Annotated in this window: 18 protein-coding genes; 5 read left to right on the top strand and 13 right to left on the bottom strand. The window is 65.4% G+C overall.

Annotated features, from left to right (window positions below):
- Positions 1-112: 112 nt before the first annotated feature.
- Complete coding sequence (locus OUZ49_RS07755) at positions 113-1,048, bottom strand: glycosyltransferase family 2 protein (RefSeq protein WP_266149757.1); 936 nt, start codon at positions 1,046-1,048, stop codon at positions 113-115.
- Between the two features lie 423 nt (positions 1,049-1,471).
- Positions 1,472-2,212, bottom strand: a complete 741-nt coding sequence (gene mtgA / locus OUZ49_RS07750; RefSeq protein WP_266149756.1) for a monofunctional biosynthetic peptidoglycan transglycosylase — start codon at positions 2,210-2,212, stop codon at positions 1,472-1,474.
- Between the two features lie 131 nt (positions 2,213-2,343).
- On the opposite strand from mtgA, the gene hslO reads away from it, so the two are divergent.
- Positions 2,344-3,243, top strand: a complete 900-nt coding sequence (gene hslO, locus OUZ49_RS07745; protein ID WP_266149755.1) for an Hsp33 family molecular chaperone HslO — start codon at positions 2,344-2,346, stop codon at positions 3,241-3,243.
- A gap of 74 nt (positions 3,244-3,317) precedes the next feature.
- On the opposite strand, the gene OUZ49_RS07740 is transcribed toward hslO, so the two are convergent.
- Complete coding sequence (locus tag OUZ49_RS07740) at positions 3,318-6,218, bottom strand: bifunctional diguanylate cyclase/phosphodiesterase (protein WP_266149753.1); 2,901 nt, start codon at positions 6,216-6,218, stop codon at positions 3,318-3,320.
- A gap of 300 nt (positions 6,219-6,518) precedes the next feature.
- Here OUZ49_RS07740 and OUZ49_RS07735 point away from each other — a divergent pair, with 300 nt between their 5' ends.
- The gene (locus tag OUZ49_RS07735) at positions 6,519-7,439 is read left to right on the top strand and encodes a hypothetical protein (RefSeq protein WP_266149752.1); all 921 of its coding nucleotides are present in this window, start codon (positions 6,519-6,521) and stop codon (positions 7,437-7,439) included.
- A gap of 120 nt (positions 7,440-7,559) precedes the next feature.
- Here OUZ49_RS07735 and OUZ49_RS07730 read toward each other — a convergent pair whose 3' ends face one another.
- The 5 genes from OUZ49_RS07730 to OUZ49_RS07710 all read right to left on the bottom strand — a co-directional run bounded on the left by OUZ49_RS07730 (position 7,560) and on the right by OUZ49_RS07710 (position 12,198).
- Positions 7,560-8,462 (bottom strand): DUF4097 family beta strand repeat-containing protein, encoded by a 903-nt coding sequence (locus OUZ49_RS07730; protein ID WP_266149751.1) that lies wholly within the window; start codon positions 8,460-8,462, stop codon positions 7,560-7,562.
- 19 nt (positions 8,463-8,481) lie between these two features.
- The gene (locus tag OUZ49_RS07725; protein WP_266149750.1) at positions 8,482-8,919 is read right to left on the bottom strand and encodes a hypothetical protein; all 438 of its coding nucleotides are present in this window, start codon (positions 8,917-8,919) and stop codon (positions 8,482-8,484) included.
- Complete coding sequence (locus OUZ49_RS07720; RefSeq protein ID WP_266149749.1) at positions 8,916-9,464, bottom strand: RNA polymerase sigma factor; 549 nt, start codon at positions 9,462-9,464, stop codon at positions 8,916-8,918. Before OUZ49_RS07720 ends, OUZ49_RS07725 begins: the two co-directional genes overlap by 4 nt.
- A 129-nt stretch (positions 9,465-9,593) precedes the next feature.
- Positions 9,594-11,525, bottom strand: coding sequence for a phosphoenolpyruvate carboxykinase (GTP) (locus OUZ49_RS07715; RefSeq protein ID WP_266149748.1), 1,932 nt, complete (start codon positions 11,523-11,525; stop codon positions 9,594-9,596).
- Positions 11,526-11,619: 94 nt separating this feature from the next.
- Positions 11,620-12,198: a TetR/AcrR family transcriptional regulator gene (locus OUZ49_RS07710; protein ID WP_266149747.1), complete on the bottom strand. Its 579-nt coding sequence runs from the start codon at positions 12,196-12,198 to the stop codon at positions 11,620-11,622.
- 123 nt (positions 12,199-12,321) lie between these two features.
- On the opposite strand from OUZ49_RS07710, the gene OUZ49_RS07705 reads away from it, so the two are divergent.
- From OUZ49_RS07705 to OUZ49_RS07695, 3 genes are read left to right on the top strand one after another with little or no spacing between them, the layout of a single operon-like run.
- A complete protein-coding gene (locus OUZ49_RS07705; protein ID WP_266150040.1) occupies positions 12,322-13,212 on the top strand; it encodes an alpha/beta fold hydrolase in 891 nt (296 codons plus the stop codon).
- 53 nt (positions 13,213-13,265) lie between these two features.
- Positions 13,266-15,737 (top strand): acyl-CoA dehydrogenase, encoded by a 2,472-nt coding sequence (locus OUZ49_RS07700; RefSeq protein ID WP_266149746.1) that lies wholly within the window; start codon positions 13,266-13,268, stop codon positions 15,735-15,737.
- Between the two features lie 59 nt (positions 15,738-15,796).
- Positions 15,797-16,267: a hotdog fold domain-containing protein gene (locus tag OUZ49_RS07695; protein WP_266149745.1), complete on the top strand. Its 471-nt coding sequence runs from the start codon at positions 15,797-15,799 to the stop codon at positions 16,265-16,267.
- Positions 16,268-16,285: 18 nt separating this feature from the next.
- Here the strand turns inward: OUZ49_RS07695 and OUZ49_RS07690 are convergent, their stop codons facing one another.
- From OUZ49_RS07690 to OUZ49_RS07670, 5 genes are all read right to left on the bottom strand, one after another.
- Positions 16,286-17,281: a diguanylate cyclase domain-containing protein gene (locus OUZ49_RS07690; RefSeq protein WP_266149744.1), complete on the bottom strand. Its 996-nt coding sequence runs from the start codon at positions 17,279-17,281 to the stop codon at positions 16,286-16,288.
- Complete coding sequence (locus OUZ49_RS07685; RefSeq protein ID WP_266149743.1) at positions 17,278-17,847, bottom strand: chemotaxis protein CheB; 570 nt, start codon at positions 17,845-17,847, stop codon at positions 17,278-17,280. The genes OUZ49_RS07690 and OUZ49_RS07685 overlap by 4 nt, the downstream gene beginning before the upstream one ends.
- 1 nt (position 17,848) lies before the next feature.
- Complete coding sequence (locus OUZ49_RS07680) at positions 17,849-18,718, bottom strand: CheR family methyltransferase (protein ID WP_266149742.1); 870 nt, start codon at positions 18,716-18,718, stop codon at positions 17,849-17,851.
- Positions 18,715-22,323 (bottom strand): response regulator, encoded by a 3,609-nt coding sequence (locus tag OUZ49_RS07675; RefSeq protein ID WP_266149741.1) that lies wholly within the window; start codon positions 22,321-22,323, stop codon positions 18,715-18,717. The genes OUZ49_RS07680 and OUZ49_RS07675 overlap by 4 nt, the downstream gene beginning before the upstream one ends.
- 116 nt (positions 22,324-22,439) lie before the next feature.
- A complete protein-coding gene (locus OUZ49_RS07670) occupies positions 22,440-23,369 on the bottom strand; it encodes a CPBP family intramembrane glutamic endopeptidase (protein WP_266149740.1) in 930 nt (309 codons plus the stop codon).
- Between the last annotated feature and the right edge of the window lie 115 nt (positions 23,370-23,484).

Genomic DNA, 23,484 nt, shown 5'->3' with positions numbered 1-23,484 from the left:
CGGACGGGCCGCATGCGTCGAGTCTAGCGCCGCTGCGGGGGACATGGTGTTGGGGTGATGTGAAGCTGGTAGAGACGACTCGAAGACGGGCGTGGCAGGCACCGCGAGGTGGTCATTTCGCCCGCGGGGAGCGCTGTTCCTCGATGAAATACAACGGTCGCTGCTTGCTCTCCGCGTAGTTGCGGCCGAGGTACTCGCCAATGACGCCCAGCGCCAGCAACTGCACGCCACCCAGGAACAGGATCACCACCATCAGGGACGGGTAGCCCTGCACCGGATCGCCGAGCATGGCGGCCTTGCCGAACACCCACAACCCGTACAGAAAGGCCACCAGCGACGACAGCAGGCCAACCCAGGTGGCCAGTCGCAGCGGCGCGGTGGAGAACGACGTCACGCCCTCCATGGCCAGCTGCAGCAGGCGCCAGTAATTCCACTTGGTGGTGCCGGCCTGGCGCGATTCGCGCAGGTAGTGCACGGCGGTTTGCCGATAGCCGATCCAGGCGAACAACCCCTTCATGAAGCGCTGACGCTCGCGCAGCTGACGCAGTGCCTCCAGCGCGCGGCGCGACAGCAGGCGAAAGTCGCCGGTGTCGCGTGGAATCGGCGTATCCGACAGGCGCTCCATGCCGCGGTAGAACAGCGCCGCGGTGAGGCGCTTGAAACCGGTCTCGCCGGCGCGGGCGGTGCGGGTGGCATAGACCACGTCGAAGCCGGCGTGCCAGCGTTCCACCAGCGAGGGAATCAGTTCCGGCGGATCCTGCAGGTCGGCGTCGATCACCACCACGGCGTCAGCATCGACGTGGTCAAGGCCCGCCGTAAGCGCCGCCTCCTTGCCAAAGTTGCGCGACAGCTTGATCGCCCCCACGCGTGGGTCACGGGCCAGCAATTCCTCGATCAGTCGCCAGGTCGCGTCGGTGCTGCCGTCGTCGACGTACAGCACGCGGCTATCCAGCGGCAGCTCCGCCAGTACTCGTCCCAGCCTGGCGTGAAAGGCTTCCAGTACGGCGACTTCATTGTGGGCAGGCACAACGACGGTTAGGCGGGGCATGGGCGGCGCCAAGGATTCTCGGAAGTGAAGCTGCATGCTAGGGCCTATTGACACTCTCCGCATAGCCCGCGTTGCTTGTCCGTGGCCGTCAGGTGGCAGTGCGTGGCGCCGGCCTGGCTGGCTGCCAGGGCAAGCCGCGCGCTGGCGCATGGCGGCCACGGACAAGCAACCCTTCCTCGCTCCTCAAGGCAGAGTCCATCCCTGGACTCTCCCCGCGTGCGGGCCGGATCTTATTGCCCGCCATCCTGCGTCATCACTCGGTCGTGTACGGACGTACACTCCTCGCTCCCCAAAACCGGCGCCATCCATGGCGCCTCTCCGCGTGCCCTCGTTCTTCCTTGTCTGGCGGGCAATAAGATCTCGGCGCGGGCTACGCGGAGAGTGTGAATAGGCCCTAGTGCAGTGGCGGCGCCGCGGCGAGTCTCAGCGTTGGCGTTGCACGCGCGGTGGTCGGCGGCTCTGCAGATAGTCCGGGCCTCCCAGCTGGGCCATCTGCTGCTGGATCCAATTGGCGCGCCTTTGCACGTAGGCGCTGGGGTTGTCGGCATGCAACAGGCGGGGATTGGGCAGCACCGCTGCCAGTCGCGCCGCCTGGGCCGCGCTGAGGCGAGCTGGCGGTTGGCGGAAGAACGCATCGCTGGCCGCGCCGACGCCGTATATGCCATTGCCCAGCTCGGCGATGTTCATATAGACCTCGAGAATGCGCTGCTTGGGCCAGGTCAGCTCGATCAGCACCGTGAAGTACGCCTCCAGTCCCTTGCGCACGAAGCTGCGGCCACCCCAGAGGAACAGGTTCTTGGCTGTCTGCTGGCTGATCGTGCTGGCGCCGCGCAGGCGCCTGCCCTCGTCGGCCGCGTCCACGGCGTTCTGGATGGAGTCAAAATCAAACCCACGGTGGAACGGAAACTTCTGGTCTTCCCCGGCCACCATGGCCAGTGGTACGTACGGCGATACCTGCGACCACGGCACCCAGCGCTGGTGCAGCTGGAAGCCCGTCTCACCGTGGATAAGCGCGCCCACTCGGCGCTCCATCATCACCGCCGAGGTCCAGGGCGGCACGAAGCGCAGCACCAGCACCGCCAGCCAGCTCAGCGCCAACCAGGACACGAGAATGATCATGAGGGAACGCAGCAGGCGGGCAGGGAACGGGCGTCGTGGCGTCATGGCGGTGTGCTGGGAGGGTTGCCAGCAGTATAAGTGCCGCTAGGAGCCAGCCCGATGGCCAGGGTCATCGGCGGTTGAGCTACGCCGGCCATGCCCCCACCTAGGGGGATTGTTCTTGCGAGGTCCTTTCCGTGGAAACCGTGCTTGTCGAAGATGTGCTGCACCGCTTCATGCTCGAGCGCGCTGGCGTGCGCGGCGTGCTGGTCCGGCTTGGGCCGGCCTGGCGTGAGATAGCAGGGCGTGCGGAATACCCGACGGCCTTGCGCTCGGTGCTGGGGCAGGCCATGGCCGCGAGCGCGCTGCTCACCGGCAACATCAAGCTCGATGGTGCGCTGTCGGTCGAGCTGAAGAGCGGTGGCCCGTTGCGCATGCTGTTTGCCGAATGCACCGACCAGGGCCGCTTGCGTGGCCTGGCGCGCTGGAACGATCCGTTTCCCGAAACGCTGGACCTGGCTGCCCTGCCCAAGGCCATCATGGCCATCACCATCGGTCATGCCGAGCGCGGCCAGCGCTACCAGGGCCTGGTCGACCTGCAGCATCCGAACCTGTCCTCGGCGTTGGAGAACTATTTCAGCCAGTCCGAGCAGCTGCCCGCGCGCATCGTATTGGCCGCCGATGGCGAGCATGCGGTGGGCCTGATGCTGCAGAAGCTGCCCGGCGAGGGTGGCCACGATGCGGTGGAGGATGAGGACGCCTGGACGCGCATCCAGCATCTCACCGCCACGCTGGGGGACCGGGAGTTGTTGAGCACGGCGCCCGAACAGCTGCTGTACCGGCTCTATCACGAGGAATCGGTACGTCTGTTCGAGCCGCGCCCACTGGCTTTCGGCTGCAGCTGCACGCGCGAGCGGGTGGAGGCGATGCTGCGTGCGCTGGGCCGTGACGAAGTCGAAGCCACGTTGGAAGACCGCGATGGCGAGATCGAGGTGATTTGCGAGTTCTGCGCGCATCGCTACACGTTCGACCGCATCGATGCCGAGCACCTGCTGAGCGTGAGTCCCGCAGCGAGTGCGCCGACGACAGCGCAGTAGCTCGGCTCCTTCTCCCCGAAGGGGAGAAGGAGTCGAAGCGCGTAACCGCCGGACTGGCGATATAGAACAGGCGCCTACGGCAGCGCGAAATGATGCTCGCGCTGCAGCCACACTTCGGCCAGCTTGGGCGTGGCGAACAGGAAGCCCTGGCCGTAGCGGCAGCCGATGCGCAACAGGGCGTCGCGCTGCTCCTCTTCTTCGATGCCCTCGGCAATCACCTGCATCTGCAGCGAGTCGGCCAGTGCCTGGATCGCGCGCACGACGGCGGTGCCGTGTCCGCCCTCGCGGGGCAGTTCCACGATGAAGGAGCGGTCGATCTTCAGTGTTTCGATCGGGTACTGGTGCAGATAGCTCAGTGACGAATAGCCGGTGCCGAAATCGTCCAGCGCGATGCTGACGCCATGCGAGCGCAGATTGTCGAGCATGCGCTTGACCTGGATGGCGTTCTCCAGCAGCGCACGTTCGGTGACTTCGATGCGCAGGCAGCGTGGCGGCACCTGGTGGGAGGCGATCAGGTCGAGCAGGCTGCGGTCCAGATCCGGCGAGCGGAAGTGGCGGCCGGAGACGTTGATGCTGACGAATCCGTCGGGACCCGCCAGGGCCTCGGCCTGGGCGCACACCTGTTCGAAAATCTGCCAGTCGATGCTTTCCGCACAGCCGCTTTCTTCGGCTACGGCGAGGAAGTCGCCAGGCGTGAGCAGGCCGCGGTCGGGATGGCGCCAGCGCAGCAGGGCCTCGTAGCCGACCGTGCGGCCGCTCTGCAGCTCCACGATCGGCTGGTAGAACGGCACGAACTCGTTGCGACTCAAGGCGCGACGAAGATCGCCCTCCATCTCCAGCAGGGACAGTGCCTCGCGGCGCAGGCGATCGTCGAAGATCGCCGCGCGGTGGCGGCCTTCGTCCTTGGCGCGGTACATGGCGGCATCGGCGTCACGCAGCAGCTCTTCCGGGCGCTGGTAATGGGGGCTGGGCAGGGCAATGCCGATCGAGGCCGAGGTGAAGATCTCCTTGGCGCCGAGACGGAACGGCGTCTGCAACTCGTCGATGATGCGCTCGGCAATCAGCAGCGCCATCTTCGGATCGGTGATGCCTTCGGCCAGCACGGCGAATTCATCGCCACCCAGGCGCGCCACCACGTCGCGCGTCTTCAGGCAGGCGCGAATGCGTCCACCCACCTGGAACAGCAGGTCGTCGCCGACCAGGTGGCCTACTGAGTCATTGATGACCTTGAAGCGATCCAGGTCGATAAACAGGACGGCGAACAGTTCCTGCGTATCGCTGTGGTAGCGCTGCAGCGCCTGTTCCATGCGTTGCAGCAGCAGGGTGCGGTTGGGCAGGCCGGTCAGCGAGTCGTGCAGCGTTTCGTACTTCAGGCGGCGTTCGACGCGCTCGCGTTCGGCGATCTGCTCGCGCAGGTCGCGATTGGCCAAGGCCAGCGCGCGGGTGCGCTCGGTCACCCGGCGCTCGAGGCTGGCATAGGCCTGCTTCAGCGATTCGGTGGTGTGCTTGCGCTGCAGCGCGTTGGCCACGTGGTAGCCGACGAAGGTCAGCAACTCCTGGTCGCGCACATCGTAGGTATGCTCGGGCGAGTAGCTCTGCACCGCCAGCACGCCCATGGCGCGGTCACCCCAGACCAGGGGCACGCCCAGCCAGCAGACCGAGCGCGAGCCCCGATGAGTGAGCTCACCCAGGCGCGACAGGCGTTCGAATTCCTCCGGATCCGCGAGCAGCGGCTTGGCATGGCGCAACACGTACTCGGTCACGCCACGGCCGTGGGCACGTGGCAGGCGAATGGTGTCGAACTCGTCCACGGAGTAGGGGAAGCTGAGCGTCTTCTGCTCTTCATCCAGCAGCGCGATATAGAAATTGCGCGCGTACAGCAGGCCGCCGATCACGCGATGGACGGCGGCGTAGAAGTTGTCCAGGCTTTCAGACGCATTGGCCAGCTCGGCAATGCGGAACAACGCCGCCTGCAGCCGCTCGCCGCGCTGGCGCTGCAACACCTGCTGGCGCAACACCCGGTTGGCCTCGCGCAGCGCCGCCGTGCGGCTGGAGACGCGGCGTTCCAGCTCCTCATGCGCCTCGCGCCGTTCCAGCGCGGTCTGTACGTGCTTGGCCACGTAGCTGAGCAGCTCGCGGTCGTGCTGGGTGTAATGCGTGTCTTCGCGATAGCTTTGCATCACGATGCCACCCACCACGCGGCCCTCGCGCAGCAGCGGCACGCCCAGCCAGTGCTCGCACACCGGGCCCAGCAACATGAAGCGGCCCTGGAATTGCTGGGTCAGTTCGGCCACCGAACCCATGATCGCCTGGCCGCACTGCAACAGGTTCCAGGTCAGGCTGTGACGCATTTCCTGCAGTGGCACGCTCTCGTCGGGCGAGGGCGGTTCCTTGTCCATGGTGTCGACGTAGTACGGGAAGCGCACGCTGTCGGTAGCTGCGTCGTACAGCGCGATATAGAAGTTTTCCGCATACATGAGGCTGCCGAGAATCGCGTGCAGCGAATGCATCATCTCGGTCATGTTGTGCTCGCCGCTGGCCTGGTCGGCGATGGCGTAGAGCGCGCGCTGCAGCCGCTCGGCCAGGGCGAGTCGCGAAATGGCCTCATACAGCCGCGACGTTTCGGCCAGCTGGCGCAGGCGGGAGGCAGACAGGCGGCCGAGCCAGGCCAGGTGGTCGAACAGCGAATCCGGCGCGGCCGCGTCGGGCAATTCCAGCACCAGGGTGCGCAGGCCCTGCGGGTCTTCGGCCAGGTCCAGCTGGGCGGTGCCTTCGCTGCGGCAAGGCTCGTCACCGATCAGGCGCCAATGCAGCCGCCCGTTGATGCCAAGTTCACCCAGCATGGCCTCGCAGATCTCCAGCACGCTGGCGGCATCGCTGGCGCGGAACAACCGCTCCACGGCCGCGTGCATGGCCGCGACGTTACCGTCCGCGGGCCAGGGCACGAGAGTGTTGCTGGTGGAAGCCGAAGTCATCGGTCGCAGGCGAATTCGCGCATGGTGACGAGGCGGACTATATATCGCCTCCATTCAGCTTTGTCGCCCGCTGCTTCATCTGAACCGCTGTTCAGGGTCTTGCGGTCGCCAGGACCCCGGGTCCAAGGAACCCTTTCGTAGGACCGATGTCAAAAAATGGTGATTTCGCAGGTTCCGTCACACCTTCAGGGGTGCATTTAAGGTGTTAGCAAAAAGTAAAACGTGATATCTTGATAGCCGATCGTCTCTGGGAGGGGGCGACCCATCCCGTTCATCCGCCGTTTCGGGGGACTCGCGTCCATGCGTCGTTGGTTGTTGTCATTGCCCTTGCTGCTTATGCCGTTTATCGCGGCAGGACAGTCTGCGGCCAATGATCCCTACGACATGGCCGGGCGCCTGCTGATGCAGCAGCCTGACCAGATGGCGCAGATTGGCCCCAGCGTCGCGGTGCCGCTGTGGCGTGGCGCGGATGGCCGCTGGCTGGCCCTCAAGGCGGATAATGACACGCTGACGGCGGCCCAGCGCGCCGATGCGCCGCTGCAGTTCCGCGCGGTGGATGCCGCGTCGGTGCTGTCCAGTCAGTTGCAGTATGGGCTCGGCCCGAACCTGCAGGCACACGCCGGCGTGACCGAGCACAACTGGGCCAATAATCAGGCCCCGCGCGTGATCGGCACGGAGGTCGGCGCCACTTACGATGCCGGTCGTTACAGCCTGGGCCTGAGCCTGGGTTCGGACACCATCCCCAATGCGGCGACGCTGCCGCGCCTGTTGCCAGGTGCGGTGCCTGGTGTGAACGGCTTGCCTGGCTTCGATAGCAGTACGCAGTTGAACGCACGCGGTCGACTGGCCCTGGACAGCAAGAGCGGCATTGACCTCGGTGCCAGCGTGGGGCGCGTGCGCCTGCTGCCGGGCAACCTGCTGGGCGTCAGTACACTGGACCAGAAGGCACTGAGCTTCGGCGTCGATCGCGGCCCGTTGAGCGGCAGCATCGTGGGCCGCGTCATGCAGCCTGAAACGGCGGTGCCGGGCGCCGCATATAACAATCCGGATCGGCGCTGGAGCAGCATCGACCTGGGCGTGACCTGGCGTCTGCCGTGGCAGGGTCAGCTGAGCATCGGTGCGCAGAACGTGTGGTCGTCGGGCAGTGCCGTGAACACCCCGGCCGGCCCCGAGCCTGACCAGTCGCGCACGCCGTACGTGCAGTATCACCAAGACCTGTAATCGTCGTTGTTGCACTGGCTGCCGAGCGCAGGCAGTAGCCCCCTGATTATTGCTGACCCTATCAAGCCAAGGGCCGCATGACATGACGCCATGCGGCCCCGTGGCGTTGGCAGCGTTGACTCAATCCTGCTGACGTATGCGCAGGTCGCCGCTGAAGGTCTCGATGGCGATCTTGCCGCTGCCCGAGCCGATGGTGGTTTGCAGCGCACTACCGGGCCCGTGTTCCGCTTTCTTCACCGTGCCGAAATCGCTGCGCAAGTCGCCGCTGAACGTGTTGGCGTGAATGGCCGCCGAGGTGTTCGCGGGAATCTGCAGCTGGACGTCGCCACTCATGCTGTCGACGTCCAGCGTGCCGCTTGCCGCGAGCCCGCCGGAGAGCTGGACGTCGCCGGAAACCGTGCTGAGGTTGAGCTTCTGCCACGGGCCGCCGCCGACCCGGATGCGGCCCGACACCGTTTGCAGTTCCGCGTTATTGCCTACGCTGGGCGCAAGGATGTCGCCGCTGACCGTTTGCAGGGAAACGCGATCCGCGTGGCCGGCCAGTTCGATATTGCCGCTGACGGTCTCGATCTCGGCGGAGGGCGTGCGGGCATTCACGCGTGCCTTGCCGCTGACGGCATTGATCTTGATCTTGCCGCCCTCGATGCCGTCGATGCTGATTGGCGCGCTCACCACGTCCACGTCCAGTGACGCGCCCTTGGGCACGCGCACGTCGAGCGTGGTGCCGCCCATCGAGGTATCGCTGTTCCAGTTCAACCAGCCGGATTTGCCCTGCGCTTGCACCTTGATGGTCAGGTCGCTGTTGCTGCCTTCGATGGTCAGCGGCTTGGCACCTTCGCCAAGATGACCGCCGACCTGCACCTGGTCGCGGTCCCATGCTGTCACGGTAACCGTCCCTTTCACGTTGCCGATGCTGACGTGGACGCTAGGGGTGGCGTCATGGCTGAGGTTGATGGGCGTATCGGCCAGTGCCTGGCCGATCGACAGGCTGAGCAGGAGTGGAATGATGCGTGCGGTTTTCATGCTGAAGGCTCCGCTGGACTCAACCAGCCTGGTGTTCCATCTGACGCAATTGCGATTGCTGTTTCCGGGTGCGGTACAGCAGGCGCTGCAACGCGGGTGAATCGGGAGCCTGTTCCATGGCCTGGCGCAGCTCCATGTTTGCTGCATCCAGTTGTACGGCAGCGCCGGCCAGGCGCGGATCGGACGGATGCCAGCGCACCACATCCGGCGTCGTTGCGGTGGCCGCGTTCACGGGCTGATCACGCAGGTGCACGGCGACGCTGCCGGCGAACAGCGACAGGCCGGCAAAACTGGCGGCGAGCAACCAGGCCTGGCGTCGCTGGGATCGCTGGCGCATCGGCGGCGCGGCGTGGTCTGCTGGCTCGAGCGCGGCCTCGATCTCGGGCCACAGGTCACGCCTTGGCGTCACCGGTTCGCGCAGGGCGCGGGTCTGGCGTAGCCATTCGAATTCGTTCATGAGGGTTCTCCCAAAGTCTTACGCAGCAGGCCGCGTGCGCGATGCAATTGCGCTTTTGACGAGCCGACCGCCATGCCAAGCTCGGCACCGATGTCCTCGTGCCGCCAGCCTTCGATGTCATGCAATACCAGTACGGCGCGCGCGCGTGGCGGCAGCTTGCCGATGGCCCGTTCCAGTTCTTCGCGTTCCGCCGCGCAGAATGGCGTTTCACCGTGATCGGGGATGTTGTCCTCATCCATCATGCTGACCGGATCCGCGCTACGGGCACGAATATCCATCAGCGCAACGTTGACGGCCAGCCGATAAAGCCAGGTCCCGAACGCGCTTTCGTGGCGAAAGCCGGCGAGCTTCTGCCAGGCGCGCACGAAAGCGTCCTGGGTGAGGTCTTCCGCGCGGGCGTGGTCATAACCGGCGAGCCGGTAGACCGCGCCGTACACGCGACCCACGTGCAAGCGATAGAGCCGCTGAAAAGCCTGCCGGTCACCCGCGGCGGCCGCGTGCACGTCATCCTTGTCGGAAGGATCCGTGGCGGGTGCAGGCGGCATTGCGCTTCCGTTGGCTGGGCAGGGAGCAATCATCTTGCCAGCTTGGATGCGCGGTTGCCTGGCAAGGTTTAGAAGATGCCATGCAAAAACGCCCGCCAGCCGCTTGCTGCGGCTGGCGGGCGCTGTGGCTTAGCGGGCGGCAGCGGTGCGCGGCGTTACCGCGGCATCGGCCAGCGCCTTGGCGACACGTTCCTGCTCGTCATGCAGTTGCTGTGGCATGCGCTCGCCGAAACTGCGCAGGTAGTCGCCGATGTCGGCCAACTCGGCCTGCCAGCCGGCCTCGTCGACATGTAGCAGGGTGTCGAGCGTCTGGCGATCGAGGGCAAGCGCATCCAGCTTCAGTTCGCCCGCCGCCGGTACGGTACCGATCGGGGTCTGCTTGCCGCTGGCGCGACCTTCGACGCGATCGATCATCCATTCCAGCACGCGCAGGTTGTCGCCAAAGCCTGGCCACAGGAAGCTGCCGTCCTCGCCCTTGCGGAACCAGTTGACGTGGAAGATCTTCGGCAGCTGCGTGCCGGCCTGGTCGAACGACAGCCAATGACGGAAGTAGTCGCCGTAGTGATAGCCGGCGAACGGCTTCATAGCCATCGAATCGCGGCGTAGCACGCCGACGGCGCCGGTCGCTGCGGCGGTGGTTTCCGAACCCATGGCGGCACCTACGAGGACGCCGTGGGTCCAGTCGCGCGCCTCGAACACCAGCGGCACCAGCGACGGGCGACGGCCACCAAACACGATGGCGCTGATCGGCACGCCCTGGGCGTCCTCGGCACGCGGCGACCAGGTCGGGCACTGCCTGGCGCTGACGGTGAAGCGAGAGTTCGGATGCGCGGCCGGACCATTGGCCGCGTCGTACGGACGACCCTGCCAATCGGTGACCGGCGTGCCCGGCAGGCCTTCCCACCACGGCTGGTTGTCGGCGGTGACCGCGACATTGGTGAAGATGGTGTCGCGGGCGATCGACGCCAGCGCGTTCGGGTTGGTCGATGCGCTGGTACCCGGCGCCACGCCGAAGAAGCCGGCTTCCGGGTTGATGGCGTACAAGCGGCCGTCGGCGCCGGGACGCATCCAGCAGATGTCGTCGCCGACGGTCCACACCTTCCAGCCGTCCTGGCGGTAGCCTTCCGGCGGAATCAGCATGGCGAGGTTGGTCTTGCCGCAAGCCGATGGGAAGGCGGCCGCGACGTAATGGGTTTCACCCCTGGGGTTCTCGATGCCGACGATCAGCATGTGCTCGGCCAGCCAGCCTTCCGACTGGGCCTGGTAGCTGGCAATGCGCAGGGCGTGGCACTTCTTGCCCAGCAGCGCGTTGCCGCCGTAGCCGGAGCCATACGACTTGATGGTCAGCTCCTCCGGGAAATGCATGATGAAGCGGCGCTCGGGGTCCAGCTCACCGGTGGAGTGCAGCCCCTTCACGAAGCGACCCTCGCGCTCGATGCGCGCCTGTGCGGCGGCACCCATGCGCGTCATCGTGCGCATGTTGACCACCACGTACGGGCTGTCGGTGATCTCGACGCCGCAGCGGGCCAGCGGCGAGTCGATCGGGCCCATGCAGTACGGAATGACGTACATGGTGCGGCCTTCCATGCAGCCTTCGAACAGCGCATCCATCTTCGCGTGCGCGTCGGCCGGGGCCATCCAGTGGTTGTTCGGGCCGGCGTCGTGCTCGTCCTTGGTGCAGACAAAGGTCAGGTGTTCGACGCGCGCCACGTCCGACGGACTGGAGCGGTGCAGATAGCAGCCAGGGTGGGTCTGCTGGTTCAGTTCGATCAGGTCGCCGGTCTGCAGCATCTGCTGCACCAGGCTGTGGTACTCGGCATCCGAGCCATCGCACCAGTGGATTTGCGCAGGACGGGTCAGCGCCGCCACTTCGTCAACCCAGCGTTGCAACGCTTCCAACTTGCTCGACATCACGTTCCTCACTCTGGTCTTAAGCCAAAAAAGAGCAGAAACGGTAGTTTGCGTGCACTGGCATTGCAAGGCGGCGTGCAGCAAAAAACCAGGGTACCTGTGCGCAAAGCGTAGGCAGGCCGCGGGTTTAGCGCCGTTTCCGGGCGCCATGGGCGCCTACTTTTCGGCAGGCAAAAAAACGACAGCGCCGCATGGCGGCGCTGTCGTTGGTCGGTAGCTTGGCAAAGCCGACGTGGAGAAAGACTCAGCCTGGCGTTAGCGTTTTGATCATGTGCTCGACGTAGGCGTCGAACTCGTCATGGCTGATACGCGGCAGGCCCAGCGTGAAATTGAGCTGCAGGAAGCCGACGTAGGCCGCATAGGTCAGGCGGGCGCGATTGAGCGCTTCCTCGGGCGGCAGGCCAGCCTCGCGATAAATATTGGTAAGGAATTCCATGCGCCGCTGGGACACGCGGGCCATCACCGGCACCACCTGGGGGTGATCCAGCGCCTTCAGCAGGGCCGCATAAACGCGATGCGGCGCCAGTTCGTGGGCCACGCGGCGAAACAGCTCCGGCAGGCGCGCGCGCGGGTCGGGCATGGCCTCGATCTGGCTGATGACTTCACGTTCGCCGTACTGCTCCCAGCGCTCCAGCGCCGCCTGCAACAAAGCTTCACGGGTGCGGAAATGCCAGTAGAAGCTGCCCTTGGTCACCCCGAGCTGGCGGGCCAGGGCCTCGACGGCCAGGGCTCCGACGCCTTGGTCGGCGATCAGTCTGAGAGCGGCGTCCTCCCAGTCTTCGGCGGAAAGGCGGGTGCGTTCGGGTTTGGCGCTTACATTCATACGCGCATGGTAGCCCCAGTTGACCGCCTTTGTAATTGCCGCCCCTGCAAGTGGTTGAATCCGTGGGGCGGTTGTTTGCGGTGCGTATTGACGCGCTGGGAAAGCGATTACATACTCGTGCGTATGGTAGATATTTCCACTGCTGAGAAGAGCGTGACCCGCGTCGCTGCCGCCGATGGCCTTGGGCTGGCGGTGGAAGTGTGCAATCCGCCAGGTAACCCGACCCTGTTGTTCGCGCATGGCTTTGGCCAAACGCGTGGCGCCTGGCACGGCGCGGCGGCAGCCCTGGCTGCGCTGGGTTGTCGTTGCGTAACCTACGACAGCAGGGGCCACGGCGAAAGCGATCGTCTTCCAGGCGGCGATTACCACATGGAACAGTTTGTCGGCGATCTGTGCCTGCTGGCCCATGCCGAGGCGCGCAAGCCCATCCTGGTAGGTGCCTCGATGGGCGGACTGTTGGGCCTGGTCATTGCGGGCGAGCTGGATCCGCAGGCGTTCCGCGCGATGGTGCTGGTGGACATCACCCCGCGCTGGGAGACTGCTGGCGTGGAACGCATTCTCGCTTTCATGCAGGCGCATCCGGATGGTTTCGCCAGCTATGCGGAGGCGGCGGAAGAGATCGCGGTGTATATGCCGCATCGCGCGGGGCGCAAGTCCGAAGACCAGTTGCGCCCGCTGTTGCGCGAGGGTGCCGACGGCCGCTTGCGCTGGCACTGGGATCCGGCCCTGCTCGGCGGTCTGATCAGCGAGAGCGAACGCTACCAGCCGCGCCTGATGGCGGCGGCCGCGAAAGTCCAACTGCCTGTGCTGCTGCTGTCCGGCGGTCGCAGCGATGTGGTGTCGCGCGACAACGTCGATGAGTTCCTGAAACTGGTGCCGCATGCCGAGCATGTGGAATTGCCGCGCGCCACGCACATGGTGGCCGGCGACGCCAACGATGCATTCACCCGCGAGATTGCACGATTCGTGGGCCAATTTTCTGCCCAGGACCGCAGCGATGCGGTTCCCGTTTGAACCCGCGTGATGCCTGTAATCCGCCAAGCCGTCATTCGTAACGAGGTGTTGTGATGTCCGTGATCCTGACTCTGTTGGCGGCGCTCATTGCCACCGGCGCCTGTGCCTACCATCGCAGCAGCTTGCGCACCTGGGCGATTGCCACGGTGATTGCCACCGCCGTGGTCGGCCTGATGGCCGGCGCGCTCTGGACGATGTTTATCCTGCTGGTGATCGAGCTGGCGATCGCCGTGCCCTTGCTGATGGACGGCTTCCGTCGCAAGCAGATCAGCGCACCGCTGCTGAAGCTGTTTGCCCAGGTGACGCCCAAACTCTCCGAAACCGAACAGACCGCGCTGGAAGCCGGCACCGTCGGCTTCGAGGGCGAATTGTTTTCCGGCAAGCCGGACTGGCACGAGCTGCTCAAGCAGCCCAAGCCCGAGCTGAGCGTGGAAGAGCAGGCCTTCATGGACGGCCCGGTGGAACAGCTGTGCGGCATGATCGACGACTGGCAGATCACCCACGAGCTGGCCGACCTGCCGCCGGACGTGTGGGCCTTCGTCAAGAAGCACAAGTTCTTCGGCATGATCATTCCGAAGTCCTACGGCGGCCTGGGCTTCTCGGCGCTGGCGCATTCCGCCGTGCTGCAGAAGCTCGCCACCATGTCCGCCACCGTGGCGTCGACTGTCGCCGTACCGAACTCGCTGGGCCCGGCCGAGCTGCTGCTGCACTACGGCAGCGACGAGCAGAAGAACCATTACCTGCCGCGCCTTGCCGTGGGCGAAGAGATTCCCTGCTTTGCACTCACCGGCCCGTATGCAGGTTCGGACGCCACCTCGATCACCGACTACGGCATCGTTTGCAAGCAGACGGTCGATGGCGTCGAAACGCTGGGCATGAAGCTCACGTTCGACAAGCGCTACATCACCCTGGCGCCGATCGCCACCGTGGTGGGCCTGGCCTTCCGCTTGTACGACCCTGAGCACCTGCTGGGCGAAAAGGAAGACCTCGGCATTACGCTGGCGCTGTTGCCGCGCTCGACGCCAGGCCTGGAAATCGGTCGTCGCCACCTGCCGTTGAACGTGCCATTCCAGAACGGCCCGCTGCACGGCAAGGATGTGTTCGTACCGTTGTCGGTGCTGATCGGCGGCCCGCAGATGGCCGGTCATGGCTGGCGCATGCTGGTGGAGTGCCTGTCGGTGGGTCGCGCGATTTCCTTGCCGTCAAACGCCACGGGCGGCGTACGCGCCGCCGTCGCGGCGACCGGCGCGTATGCGCGCATGCGCAAGCAGTTCGGTCTCTCGGTCGCTCGCTTCGAAGGTGTGGAAGAAGCGCTGGCCCGTATCGGCGGCCTGACCTACGCCACGGCAGCGCTGTCGCGAGCGACAGCCGCAGCGGTGGATCGCGGCGAGAAGCCGGCGGTGCCGTCGGCGATCGCCAAGTACCACGCTACCGAATGGGGGCGCGTGATCGCCGGCGATGCGATGGACGTGCATGGCGGCAAGGCCGTGCAGCTGGGTCCGAAGAACTATGCTGGCCGCGCCTGGCAAGGCGTGCCGATCGCCATCACGGTGGAAGGCGCGAACATCATGACGCGCAGCCTGATGATCTTCGGCCAGGGCGCCATTCGTTGCCATCCTTATGTGCTGAAGGAAATGCAGGCACTGTCGATCGCCGATTACGGCGATCGCCTGCGGACGTTCGACCGCGCCTTGTTCGGCCATGTCGGCTTCGGCATTTCCAATGCGGTGCGCAGCTTCACCCTGGGTCTTACCGGCTCACGCTTCGGCGACACCGCCGGTGATGCCTATACGCGCCGCTATTACCGCAAGCTCAACCGCTACTCGGCTGCGCTGGCACTTTGCGCCGACACCTTTATGGGTGTGCTTGGCGGCAAGCTGAAGTTCAAGGAAAAGCTGTCGGCCCGGCTAGGCGACGTGCTGAGCTACCTGTACATCGCCAGTGCGATGCTCAAGCGTTACGAAGATACCGGTCGTCCGGAAGCCGACCGCCCGCTGCTGGCCTGGGCCTTCCATGAGTGCGTCTGGCGCATGCAGATGGCGCTGGATGGCGCGATCCGCAATTTCCCGGTGCGCCCGGTGTCCTGGTTGCTGCGTGCGCTGGTGTTCCCGCTCGGTCGTCGCGAAGTGCCGCCCTCCGATCGACTTGGTCGCCGCGTAGCCGCCCTGATCACGGCGCCGGGCGAAGCGCGCGATCGACTCACCGAATGGACTTATCTCACCCCGACCGCAAACAACACCATCGGCCGCATGAATGCGCTGTTGCCGGACGTGATCGCGGCCGAGCCGGTGGAGCGCAAGTTTGGCAAGGCGCAGAAGGCTGGCCAGTTCAAGTCCCACGACTACAACGGCCAGTTGGTGGAAGCCATGCAGGCGGGTGTGATCACCGCTGCCGAGTATGAGCTGCTCAAGCGCGTGCGCGAGCGGGTGTTCGAGTTCATCTCGGTGGATGATTTCGATCCGTCCGAGCTGCGTGCAGCGGTGACCCGCGCAGATCTGAAAAAGAAGCTGGCCGACGCGGCCTGATAGCCATTGTCTTGTAGCAAGGGCGGAGCCTTCGGCTCCGCCCACGCGGGAGGTTTGCCATGAGCCAGACGCTGTCGCTTTATCGACGCTTGGTTTCGCTGCCGGGTGGGCGCTGGCTGTATGCGCGGCTGATCTGCTGGAAGGCGCCTTATTTCGCCACCATTTCCCCGCGCTTTGTGGCGCTGGAGCCGGGGCGCTGCGAAGTAAGCTTTCGCGACCGTCGGCGTGTGCATAACCATATCGGTACCGTGCACGCGATCGCGTTGTGCAACGCGGCCGAGCTCAGCGCCGGCATGATGACCGACGTGACCATCCCGGCCGGCATGCGCTGGATTCCCCGCGGCATGACCGTGGAATACGTGGCGAAGGCAAAGGGCGCGATGCATGCCACGGCCACGCCGGAGTTTGCCGCGACCGAAGCGGCCAGCGGTTACGCCTGGCCAGCACGTGTCAGCATTCGTGACGGCGCAGGTCAGGAAGTCTTCCGTGCGCGCATCGACATGTGGGTATCGCCGCGCAGTCAGCGCTGAACGCGCGCCCGCGTCAATTCAGGGCACCAGCACGCAGCGATTCTTGCCCTCGCCCTTGGCCTGGTAGAGCGCGTAGTCGGCGGCGTGGATCAACGCCTCGTCGCTGCCACCGGCATCCTGCCATACCGCAATGCCGATGCTGGCGCTGACGCGGGCCTCGAACTGGCCCTGGCTGCCTTGCAGAGGGTAGGGCTGGGCCAGCACGGCGCACACCTGCTCGCAGCGCTTGAGCAGCGACGGCAGGTCGCCGACGTCTTCGAGGATGAGTGCGAACTCGTCGCCACCCAGTCGCGCCACCGTATCGTTGGCGCGCACCTGCTCGCCCAGGCGCGTGGCGATCGCCTGCAGCAACGCATCGCCGGCGGGGTGGCCGTGGCCGTCGTTGACGCTCTTGAAGCCGTCGATGTCGATCAGAGCCAGGGCAAAACCCGGGCCATGCCGCGGCACCCGTTCCATCGCGGTACGCAGGCGATCATGGAACAGCGTGCGGTTGGGCAGGCCGGTGAGCATGTCATGCGTGGCCTGGTGGCGAATCTGCGCCTCGATGCGCTTGCGCTCGGCGATTTCCGCGTTGAGCTGTGCATTGCGTTCGGACAGGGCATCCAGGGCCATCTTCAGCTGGGCGCGCGCCGCGTACAGATCGAGGAACACGCGCACCTTCGACTGCAGGATCACGTCATTGATCGGCTTGGCGATGTAGTCCACCGCGCCAAAGCGGTAACCGCGCAGGCGGTTGATGTCGTCGGCGTAGGCGGCCGTGACGAAGATGATCGGCGTCTCCTGCAGACGCTCCGCCTCGCCCAGCAGGGCGGCCACTTCGAAACCGTCCATCTCGGGCATGTTCACGTCGAGCAGGATCAGCGCGAATTCATGGTCCAGGCATAGCGCCAGTGCTGCATTGCCGCTGCTGGCTTCGTACAGGCTGGCGCCGCTGTCGGCGAGCAGGTGGCGCATGGCGACCAGGTTGGCCGGCGTATCGTCGACGACGAGGATCTTGGGGGCGGAGATTTTCATGGCAGGCACAGACGGTTGATCAGTGGCGCAATGGCGGCCAGTGGCAGGCAATGGTCGGCCCCGGCGAGGTCCAGGGCCGCGCGGGGCATGGCGGTGGACTCCGCCTCGGCAGGGTCTTGCACGATTGCCAGGCCACCATGGCGGCGAATCTGGCTCAGACCTTCGGCACCATCGCGATTGGCGCCGGTAAGCACGATGCCGATCAGGGCGTCCCGGTACGCTTCGGCGGCGGTGTCGAACAACACATCGATCGAGGGACGCGCGAAGCTGACCCGCGCATCGACCGACAGCGAGAAGCGATGGTCGGCCTCCACCAGCAAGTGATAGCCACTGGGCGCGACGTGGATGACGCCGCCCTGCAGCGGCTCGCGCTCGCGTGCCTCGGTCACCGGCAGGCTGGCGTGTTCGGCCAGCAGTTCGCACAGCAGGTCGACGGTGGAGGAGCCGGTATGGCAACAAACGGCGATGGCCTGGGGCAGGGCGGGATCGAGTCCGGCGAACAACACCTCCAGCGCGGTCAGGCCGCCGGCCGAGCATCCAACCACGATCGCTTGCGGTGCGCTCATGTCAGTCCCTGCCGGAAGCCCGAGCGCCGAGGCGGTAGATGCGCAAGGCAGCGTCGAGTGGCGTGAAGTCGACCGCCGAGGGGGCGAAGTCGAGGCTTTCGCGCGTGCCCAGGCACAGGAAGCCGCCGCGGACCAGGCTGTCGCGGAACAGCGCGAGCGTGCGGTCCTGCAACGGGTCGGAGAAATAGATCAGCACGTTGCGGCACAGCACCAGGTGCGCTTCGCAGAACACGTCGTCGGTCACCAGGTTGTGGTTGGCGAAGATCACGTTGCGGCGCAGCCGCTGGTCCAGCTTGATGTACTCGTAGCGGGCGCTGTAATAGTCGGCCAGGCTGTGACTGCCGCCGGCGGCAAGGTAGTTGCGTGACCACAGGCGTGCCTCCTTCGACGGGTAAATGCCTTCCTGGGCGTGACTCAGTGCCTTCTCATTGAAGTCGGTGGCATAGATCTGGGTGCGCTCGTACAGGCCGGCTTCTTCCAGCAGGATGGCCAGCGAGTAAACCTCCTGCCCATGCGCGCAGCCGGCCTGCCAGATGTTGATCTGGGGGTAGGAGGCCAACACCGGGAACACCCGTTCGCGCAGCGTGCGAAACACCTCCGGGTCACGGAACATCTCCGACACCGGCACGGACAGCCCCGCCAGCACGCCCTGCAGCAGGTCCGGTTCGTGCAGCAGGCGGGCGGTCAGCGCACTGACCGTGGCCGCGTCCTGGGTATGGGCCAGCTGCAGCACGCGGCGCTTGAGCGACGCCGGTGCGTACTGGCTGAAGTCATAGCCGTAGCGCAGCTTGAGTGCGCGCACGAACAAGTCGATCTCGATGTCTTCCAGGGCAACGTCCCTGGCCGGGACCGCATCGTGCAATTCGTTCATCGTTGCAGCCATACGCGCATCATCGACGACAGCTTGTCGATGTCGATCGGCTTGGACAGGTAGTCGTTCGCGCCGGCCTCGAGGCACTTCTCGCGATCGCCGCGCATGGCCTTGGCGGTGAGCGCGATGATCGGCAGTCGTGCCAGCGCCGGCTGGGCACGAATCTCGCGGATGGTGTCGTAGCCGTCCATCACCGGCATCATCACGTCCATCAAGATCAACTCGATGTCGTCGTGGTCGGCCAGCGTCTTCAGTGCCTTCAGGCCATCCTGGGCCATGCTGACATGCATGCCCCAGCCACGCAGCACTTTGGACAGCGCGAACAGGTTGCGCATGTCGTCGTCCACCAGCAGCACCTTGCGATCGCGCAGCTCGCCGCCGGCGAGCGCGCTGGGCGAGGGTGCCGCGCTTGCATGGGCGGGCTTGCGGCCGTCCTGGATGCTGTGCAGGAACAGGCTCACCTCATCCATCAGGCGCTCCGCCGAACGCACGCCCTTGATCACGATGCTGTCGGTGTACTGGCGCAGCTTGAGGCTTTCCTCGCGGCTGAGTTCGCGACCGGAATAGACCACCACCGGCGGCAGGCGTCCCGCCGTGGCCAGTTGCTCGAGGAACTGCATGCCCGACATGCCGGGCAGGCCCAGGTCGAGCACGATGCAGTCGTAGTTGGTCTCGGACAGGCGTGGCAGCGCGTCCTCCGCGCTGCCGACCTCGTCGATGACCACGTCGTCATGGCGCAGCAGCGTGCGCAGTGCTGCCCGCGAGTCGGCGTCGTCATCGATCACCAGCAGGTGACGCATCTGCCCCTCGGCGAAGTGCAGCAGGCGCTCGAACGCCCCACTGATCGCCTCGCGGCTGACCGGCTTGGTCAGGAAGCCTACGGCGCCCAGTTCGCGGCCGCGGTTGGCCTCGTCGACGGCGGAGATGAAGTGCACCGGTACATGGCGGGTGAGCGCGCTTTCCTTGAGTCGCTCGATCACGGTCCAGCCATCCATGCCTGGCAACATCACGTCGAGCAGAATGCCGGTGGGTCGGTGCTGTTGGGCCAGCTGCAGGCCCGACTCGCCATCGGCCGCGGCCAATACGCGGTAGCCCTTGCGCTGCACCATGTCGGCAAGGATGCGTGCGAATACCGGGTCATCCTCGATGATGAGGATGACGGTGTCGCCGGGCGCCAGGCTCGCGCGATCGTCGTCGATGCTTTCCGGCAGGAGCCCGTTGCTGGGAGCTGCGCGCAGCGTTGCCTGCGTTGTCGTCAGGGCGGACGTCGCCGGCATGAGGCTGCCGCCTTGCGGGCCGCGCTCTGGCAGCAGGATGGTGAAGGTGCTGCCATGGCCGACGTCGCTGTGCACCACGATATCGCCATCGAGCAATTCGACGATGCGCTTGGAGATGGCCAGGCCCAGGCCGGTGCCGCCGTATTGCCGGCTGGTGCTGGCATCCACCTGCTCGAACGCGTAGAAGATTTTCTGCGCCTTCTCGGGCGGAATGCCGATGCCGGTATCGCCGACGGCAATGGCGATGATGTCCTTGCCGCGTAGCGCTTCAGGCAGCACGACGGCGGCCGAAGGCCGGCCGATGTACACGCTTACCGCGCCATGGTGGGTGAACTTGAAGGCATTGCCGATCAGGTTGTTGGCGACCTGTTCGAGCTTGCTGGCGTCCGTGCGTATGCTGGCCGGCAGGCCGGGATCGATGTCGATATGGAAGCCGAGCTGCTTTTCCTGCGCCACGTGATTGAACGTGCGTCGCAGCACGCGCTCCAGGTCCGCCAGCGGTAAATCGTCGAGGATGACTTCCATCTTGCCGGCCTCGACCTTGGACAGGTCGAGAATGTCATTGATCAGCCGCAGCAGATTGCTGCCGGAGTCGTGGATGATGCGCGCCGACTCGATCTGCTCGTGGTCCAGATTGCCTTCGCGATTGTCGGCGAGGCTGCGTGACAGGATCAGCAGGCTGTTGAGCGGCGTGCGCAGCTCGTGCGACATGTTGGCGAGGAATTCGGACTTGTACTGGCTTGCCCGCGCGAGCTCCTCGGCCTTCTCCTGGGTCTCGCGCTGCAGGGTCTCCAGCACCTGCTTCTGCTGATTGAGGGTGTCGGTCTTCTGGCGCAATTCTTCGTTGGAGGCCTGCAACTCCTCGGTCTGCACGCGAAGCTCTTCTTCCGAGGCCTGCAGGCGCTGCGATTGTTCCTCCAGCTCGGCGGTCTTGGCGTTGAGCTCCTCGTTGGTGGCCTGCAGGTCCTGCTGTTGGCGGCGCAGGGCATCTTCCGATGTGCGCAGCTCGTCCGCCTGTTCGCGGGTGCGCTTGAGCAGACTCTCGGTGCGGATCGCGCGCCCCAGGTTTTCCAGCGACAGCGATGCAATCGGCAACAGTTCGCCGAGCAGGCGCTCCTGCGGCTCCGTGAGCGGCTGGAAGCTGGCCAGTTCCAGCACGCCAAGCAGCTTGTCGCGCAACAGCAGGGGTAGCACGGTGATCGTGCGGGGCGCGGCGTCGCCGGTGCCGGAGTGGATGTGCACGTAGTCTTCGGGCACGTTGTTCAGGGTGATCGGCTTGCGCTCCACGGCGCTTTGTCCCACCAGTCCTTCGCCCAGCGCGTAGTGCGTGCTCAGGTGGCGGCGATGCTGATAGCCGTAGCTGCCTTCCAGCAGCAGGCTGCGGTCGTTCTCGTCGTACATGTAAAACACGCCGACGCCACCCTGCAGCAGCGGCACCAGCGCGCCGGTCAAGCGGTCGGCGAATTCGCGCGGATCGTTGACGGCCTGCAGGGCGCTGGCGATCTGCGTGACCTGGGTCTTCACCCAGGTCTGCGCGGCGGTCTCGATCGCCATCTGCTTGAATACCTGCAGCGCGCGGGCGATCTCGCCGATCTCGTCGCGACGTTCCAGCTGGCGGATCTCCACGCTGTGATCGTGTGCCGCCAGCCGCGTCATCAGATCGGTCATGCGACGGATCGGCCGGGTGATCAGGCGGAAGGTCATGGTGATGACCGAGATGCCGAGCGCCAGGCTCAACAGCAAGGTGACCCAGGTGACGACTTCCACTTCGAGCACATCCCGATGCTCGTATTGCTCGCGCTCACTGAGCAGGGTCGACTCGTGCTCATCCATCTGCGTGATCAAGGCCAGGATATCGGAGACGCGAACCGAGAGGTGGTTCAGGTAGTTGGACTGGATGCTTGCGCGCTGCAGGGCGGCGGTGGCAGGGTCAGTCGTGGAGATGTCCTTCACGGGATCGATGGCCTTGCTGATCATCTCCTCCTGCCACTTCGCGCTCATGCTCTCGAGCTGGTCGATGCGCTCCTGCTGCAAGGGGTTGTCGGAGGTCAGCTTGCGCAGTTGCCGGATGTTGTCGGTCAGATCCAGGTTGGCCTTTTGAAACGCGGCCAGTTCCGCAGGCTGCAGGGTTAGCAGATAGCCGCGTCCACCGATCTGACTGGCCTGCAGGGCACGTACCGTGTCGCCCAGCTTGAGCTTGACGTCGTAGGTATGCCGGGTCCAATACCCGCTGGTGAGCTGGCTTGACACCGAACGCAGGGTGACCAGGCCTGCGATGACGAAGAGCAGCAGCATCGCGCCAATCGCGATCAGGATCTTGCGCTGCATCGGTTGATGCGCGAGCCAGGAGTATCTGCTTGCGGCGTTGGCCATACGTCTCTAGTCGTTCGTGATGGCCTTGGCATCCTGCCGGGCCGTGGCGGGCCCGGCCAGAGTATCCGCACTCAACTGACGGCGGAAGCAGCCATCACGCGTCGTTGACGCCAGGCTGGCGCCACGATGGAGCCGCGGCGTCGCGCGATCATCAGAAGCACTGCCGAACAGCAGGAGCAGATGAGCAGGGCCACTACCGAGGCCTCCGCACCGAACTCGCCACCGCTGAGCCAGTCGGGACCGCTGCGATTGGAGATCAGCCAGCCATGCGCCGCCGTGCCGGATACGGGGATGCCGAACACGGTGCCCTGCATGATGTTCCAGGCTGCGTGCAGCCCAATGCACGGCCACAGCGACCGAGTGACGTGATAAAGCAGTGCCAGCAAAATACCGGCTTCCACGGCAATGGCCAGCGAGCTCCATAGCGTGGCACCCGGATTGAAGATGTGGGCGCCGCCGAAAAACAGTGCGGAAATGGCCAGCGCCCACCAGGTGCCCAGACCTTCTTCCGTGATGCGAAACAGTACGCCGCGCGTGATGATTTCCTCGGTGACGCCGGCGCCTACGCCCACCGTCAAGACCGCGGGCAGCCAGTTCACGGTGGGGTCGGTGCCGGACACGTGATAGCTGCCGGCCAGCCACAGCACCAACACCACGGCACTGAATAGCGCGGCACCCAGCACGAGGCCGATGAGACCCAGGGTCGGCAGGTCACGCAACGCGAACTCGCGCATGGCCCGTCGTTCGACGGCCTTCACCAGCACGGTATAGCTGATGACAGCCGGTACCAGCGATGCGACAAGACTGCCGAGCGAGCGCAGCAGGGGATCGACGCCTTTGCCGAAGGCGCCGAGGTCGAGCATGGTCATATAGGCGAGCTTGTTCAGCACGAAGAACAGCGCCGCGAAGAACACGATGCGTGCCACCGGCGAGAACACCATCCAACGTTGCCAGCGGGTGGCGGAAGCCGGTGTGCGGAAGGCGATTTGTCCCTGTTCCATCAGCTGTAGTCCCCCTTGAAGTAGGGGCTAGGCTAGCAGCGTGCTGGAATGCGCTTACAGTGCCGGAAGTGGCTGGCCGCCACGGGTGTTCCCGGCGGCGCAGCCGTTCGATCGG

Origin of the sequence: Dyella halodurans, from assembly GCF_026283925.1 — a bacterium.
Classification (GTDB): Bacteria; Pseudomonadota; Gammaproteobacteria; order Xanthomonadales; family Rhodanobacteraceae; genus Dyella; species Dyella halodurans.
Note: the sequence above shows the minus strand (reverse complement) of the source record. Positions and strands in the feature narration are given on the sequence as shown.

What these genes read in the sequence shown, in the direction of transcription:
- OUZ49_RS07695 (WP_266149745.1), top strand. Translation starts at nt 15,797, where the DNA reads ATGAGCCAGACGCTGTCGCTTTATCGACGCTTGGTTTCGCTGCCGGGT.
- OUZ49_RS07730 (WP_266149751.1), bottom strand. Translation starts at nt 8,462, where the DNA reads ATGAAAACCGCACGCATCATTCCACTCCTGCTCAGCCTGTCGATCGGC.
- OUZ49_RS07690 (WP_266149744.1), bottom strand. Translation starts at nt 17,281, where the DNA reads ATGAAAATCTCCGCCCCCAAGATCCTCGTCGTCGACGATACGCCGGCC.
- OUZ49_RS07740 (WP_266149753.1), bottom strand. Translation starts at nt 6,218, where the DNA reads ATGACTTCGGCTTCCACCAGCAACACTCTCGTGCCCTGGCCCGCGGAC.
- OUZ49_RS07755 (WP_266149757.1), bottom strand. Translation starts at nt 1,048, where the DNA reads ATGCCCCGCCTAACCGTCGTTGTGCCTGCCCACAATGAAGTCGCCGTA.
- OUZ49_RS07670 (WP_266149740.1), bottom strand. Translation starts at nt 23,369, where the DNA reads ATGGAACAGGGACAAATCGCCTTCCGCACACCGGCTTCCGCCACCCGC.
- OUZ49_RS07715 (WP_266149748.1), bottom strand. Translation starts at nt 11,525, where the DNA reads ATGGCGCCCGGAAACGGCGCTAAACCCGCGGCCTGCCTACGCTTTGCG.
- OUZ49_RS07705 (WP_266150040.1), top strand. Translation starts at nt 12,322, where the DNA reads ATGGTAGATATTTCCACTGCTGAGAAGAGCGTGACCCGCGTCGCTGCC.
- OUZ49_RS07700 (WP_266149746.1), top strand. Translation starts at nt 13,266, where the DNA reads ATGTCCGTGATCCTGACTCTGTTGGCGGCGCTCATTGCCACCGGCGCC.
- OUZ49_RS07675 (WP_266149741.1), bottom strand. Translation starts at nt 22,323, where the DNA reads ATGCAGCGCAAGATCCTGATCGCGATTGGCGCGATGCTGCTGCTCTTC.
- OUZ49_RS07720 (WP_266149749.1), bottom strand. Translation starts at nt 9,464, where the DNA reads ATGCCGCCTGCACCCGCCACGGATCCTTCCGACAAGGATGACGTGCAC.
- OUZ49_RS07725 (WP_266149750.1), bottom strand. Translation starts at nt 8,919, where the DNA reads ATGAACGAATTCGAATGGCTACGCCAGACCCGCGCCCTGCGCGAACCG.
- OUZ49_RS07735 (WP_266149752.1), top strand. Translation starts at nt 6,519, where the DNA reads ATGCGTCGTTGGTTGTTGTCATTGCCCTTGCTGCTTATGCCGTTTATC.
- mtgA (WP_266149756.1), bottom strand. Translation starts at nt 2,212, where the DNA reads ATGACGCCACGACGCCCGTTCCCTGCCCGCCTGCTGCGTTCCCTCATG.
- OUZ49_RS07710 (WP_266149747.1), bottom strand. Translation starts at nt 12,198, where the DNA reads ATGAATGTAAGCGCCAAACCCGAACGCACCCGCCTTTCCGCCGAAGAC.
- OUZ49_RS07685 (WP_266149743.1), bottom strand. Translation starts at nt 17,847, where the DNA reads ATGAGCGCACCGCAAGCGATCGTGGTTGGATGCTCGGCCGGCGGCCTG.
- OUZ49_RS07680 (WP_266149742.1), bottom strand. Translation starts at nt 18,718, where the DNA reads ATGAACGAATTGCACGATGCGGTCCCGGCCAGGGACGTTGCCCTGGAA.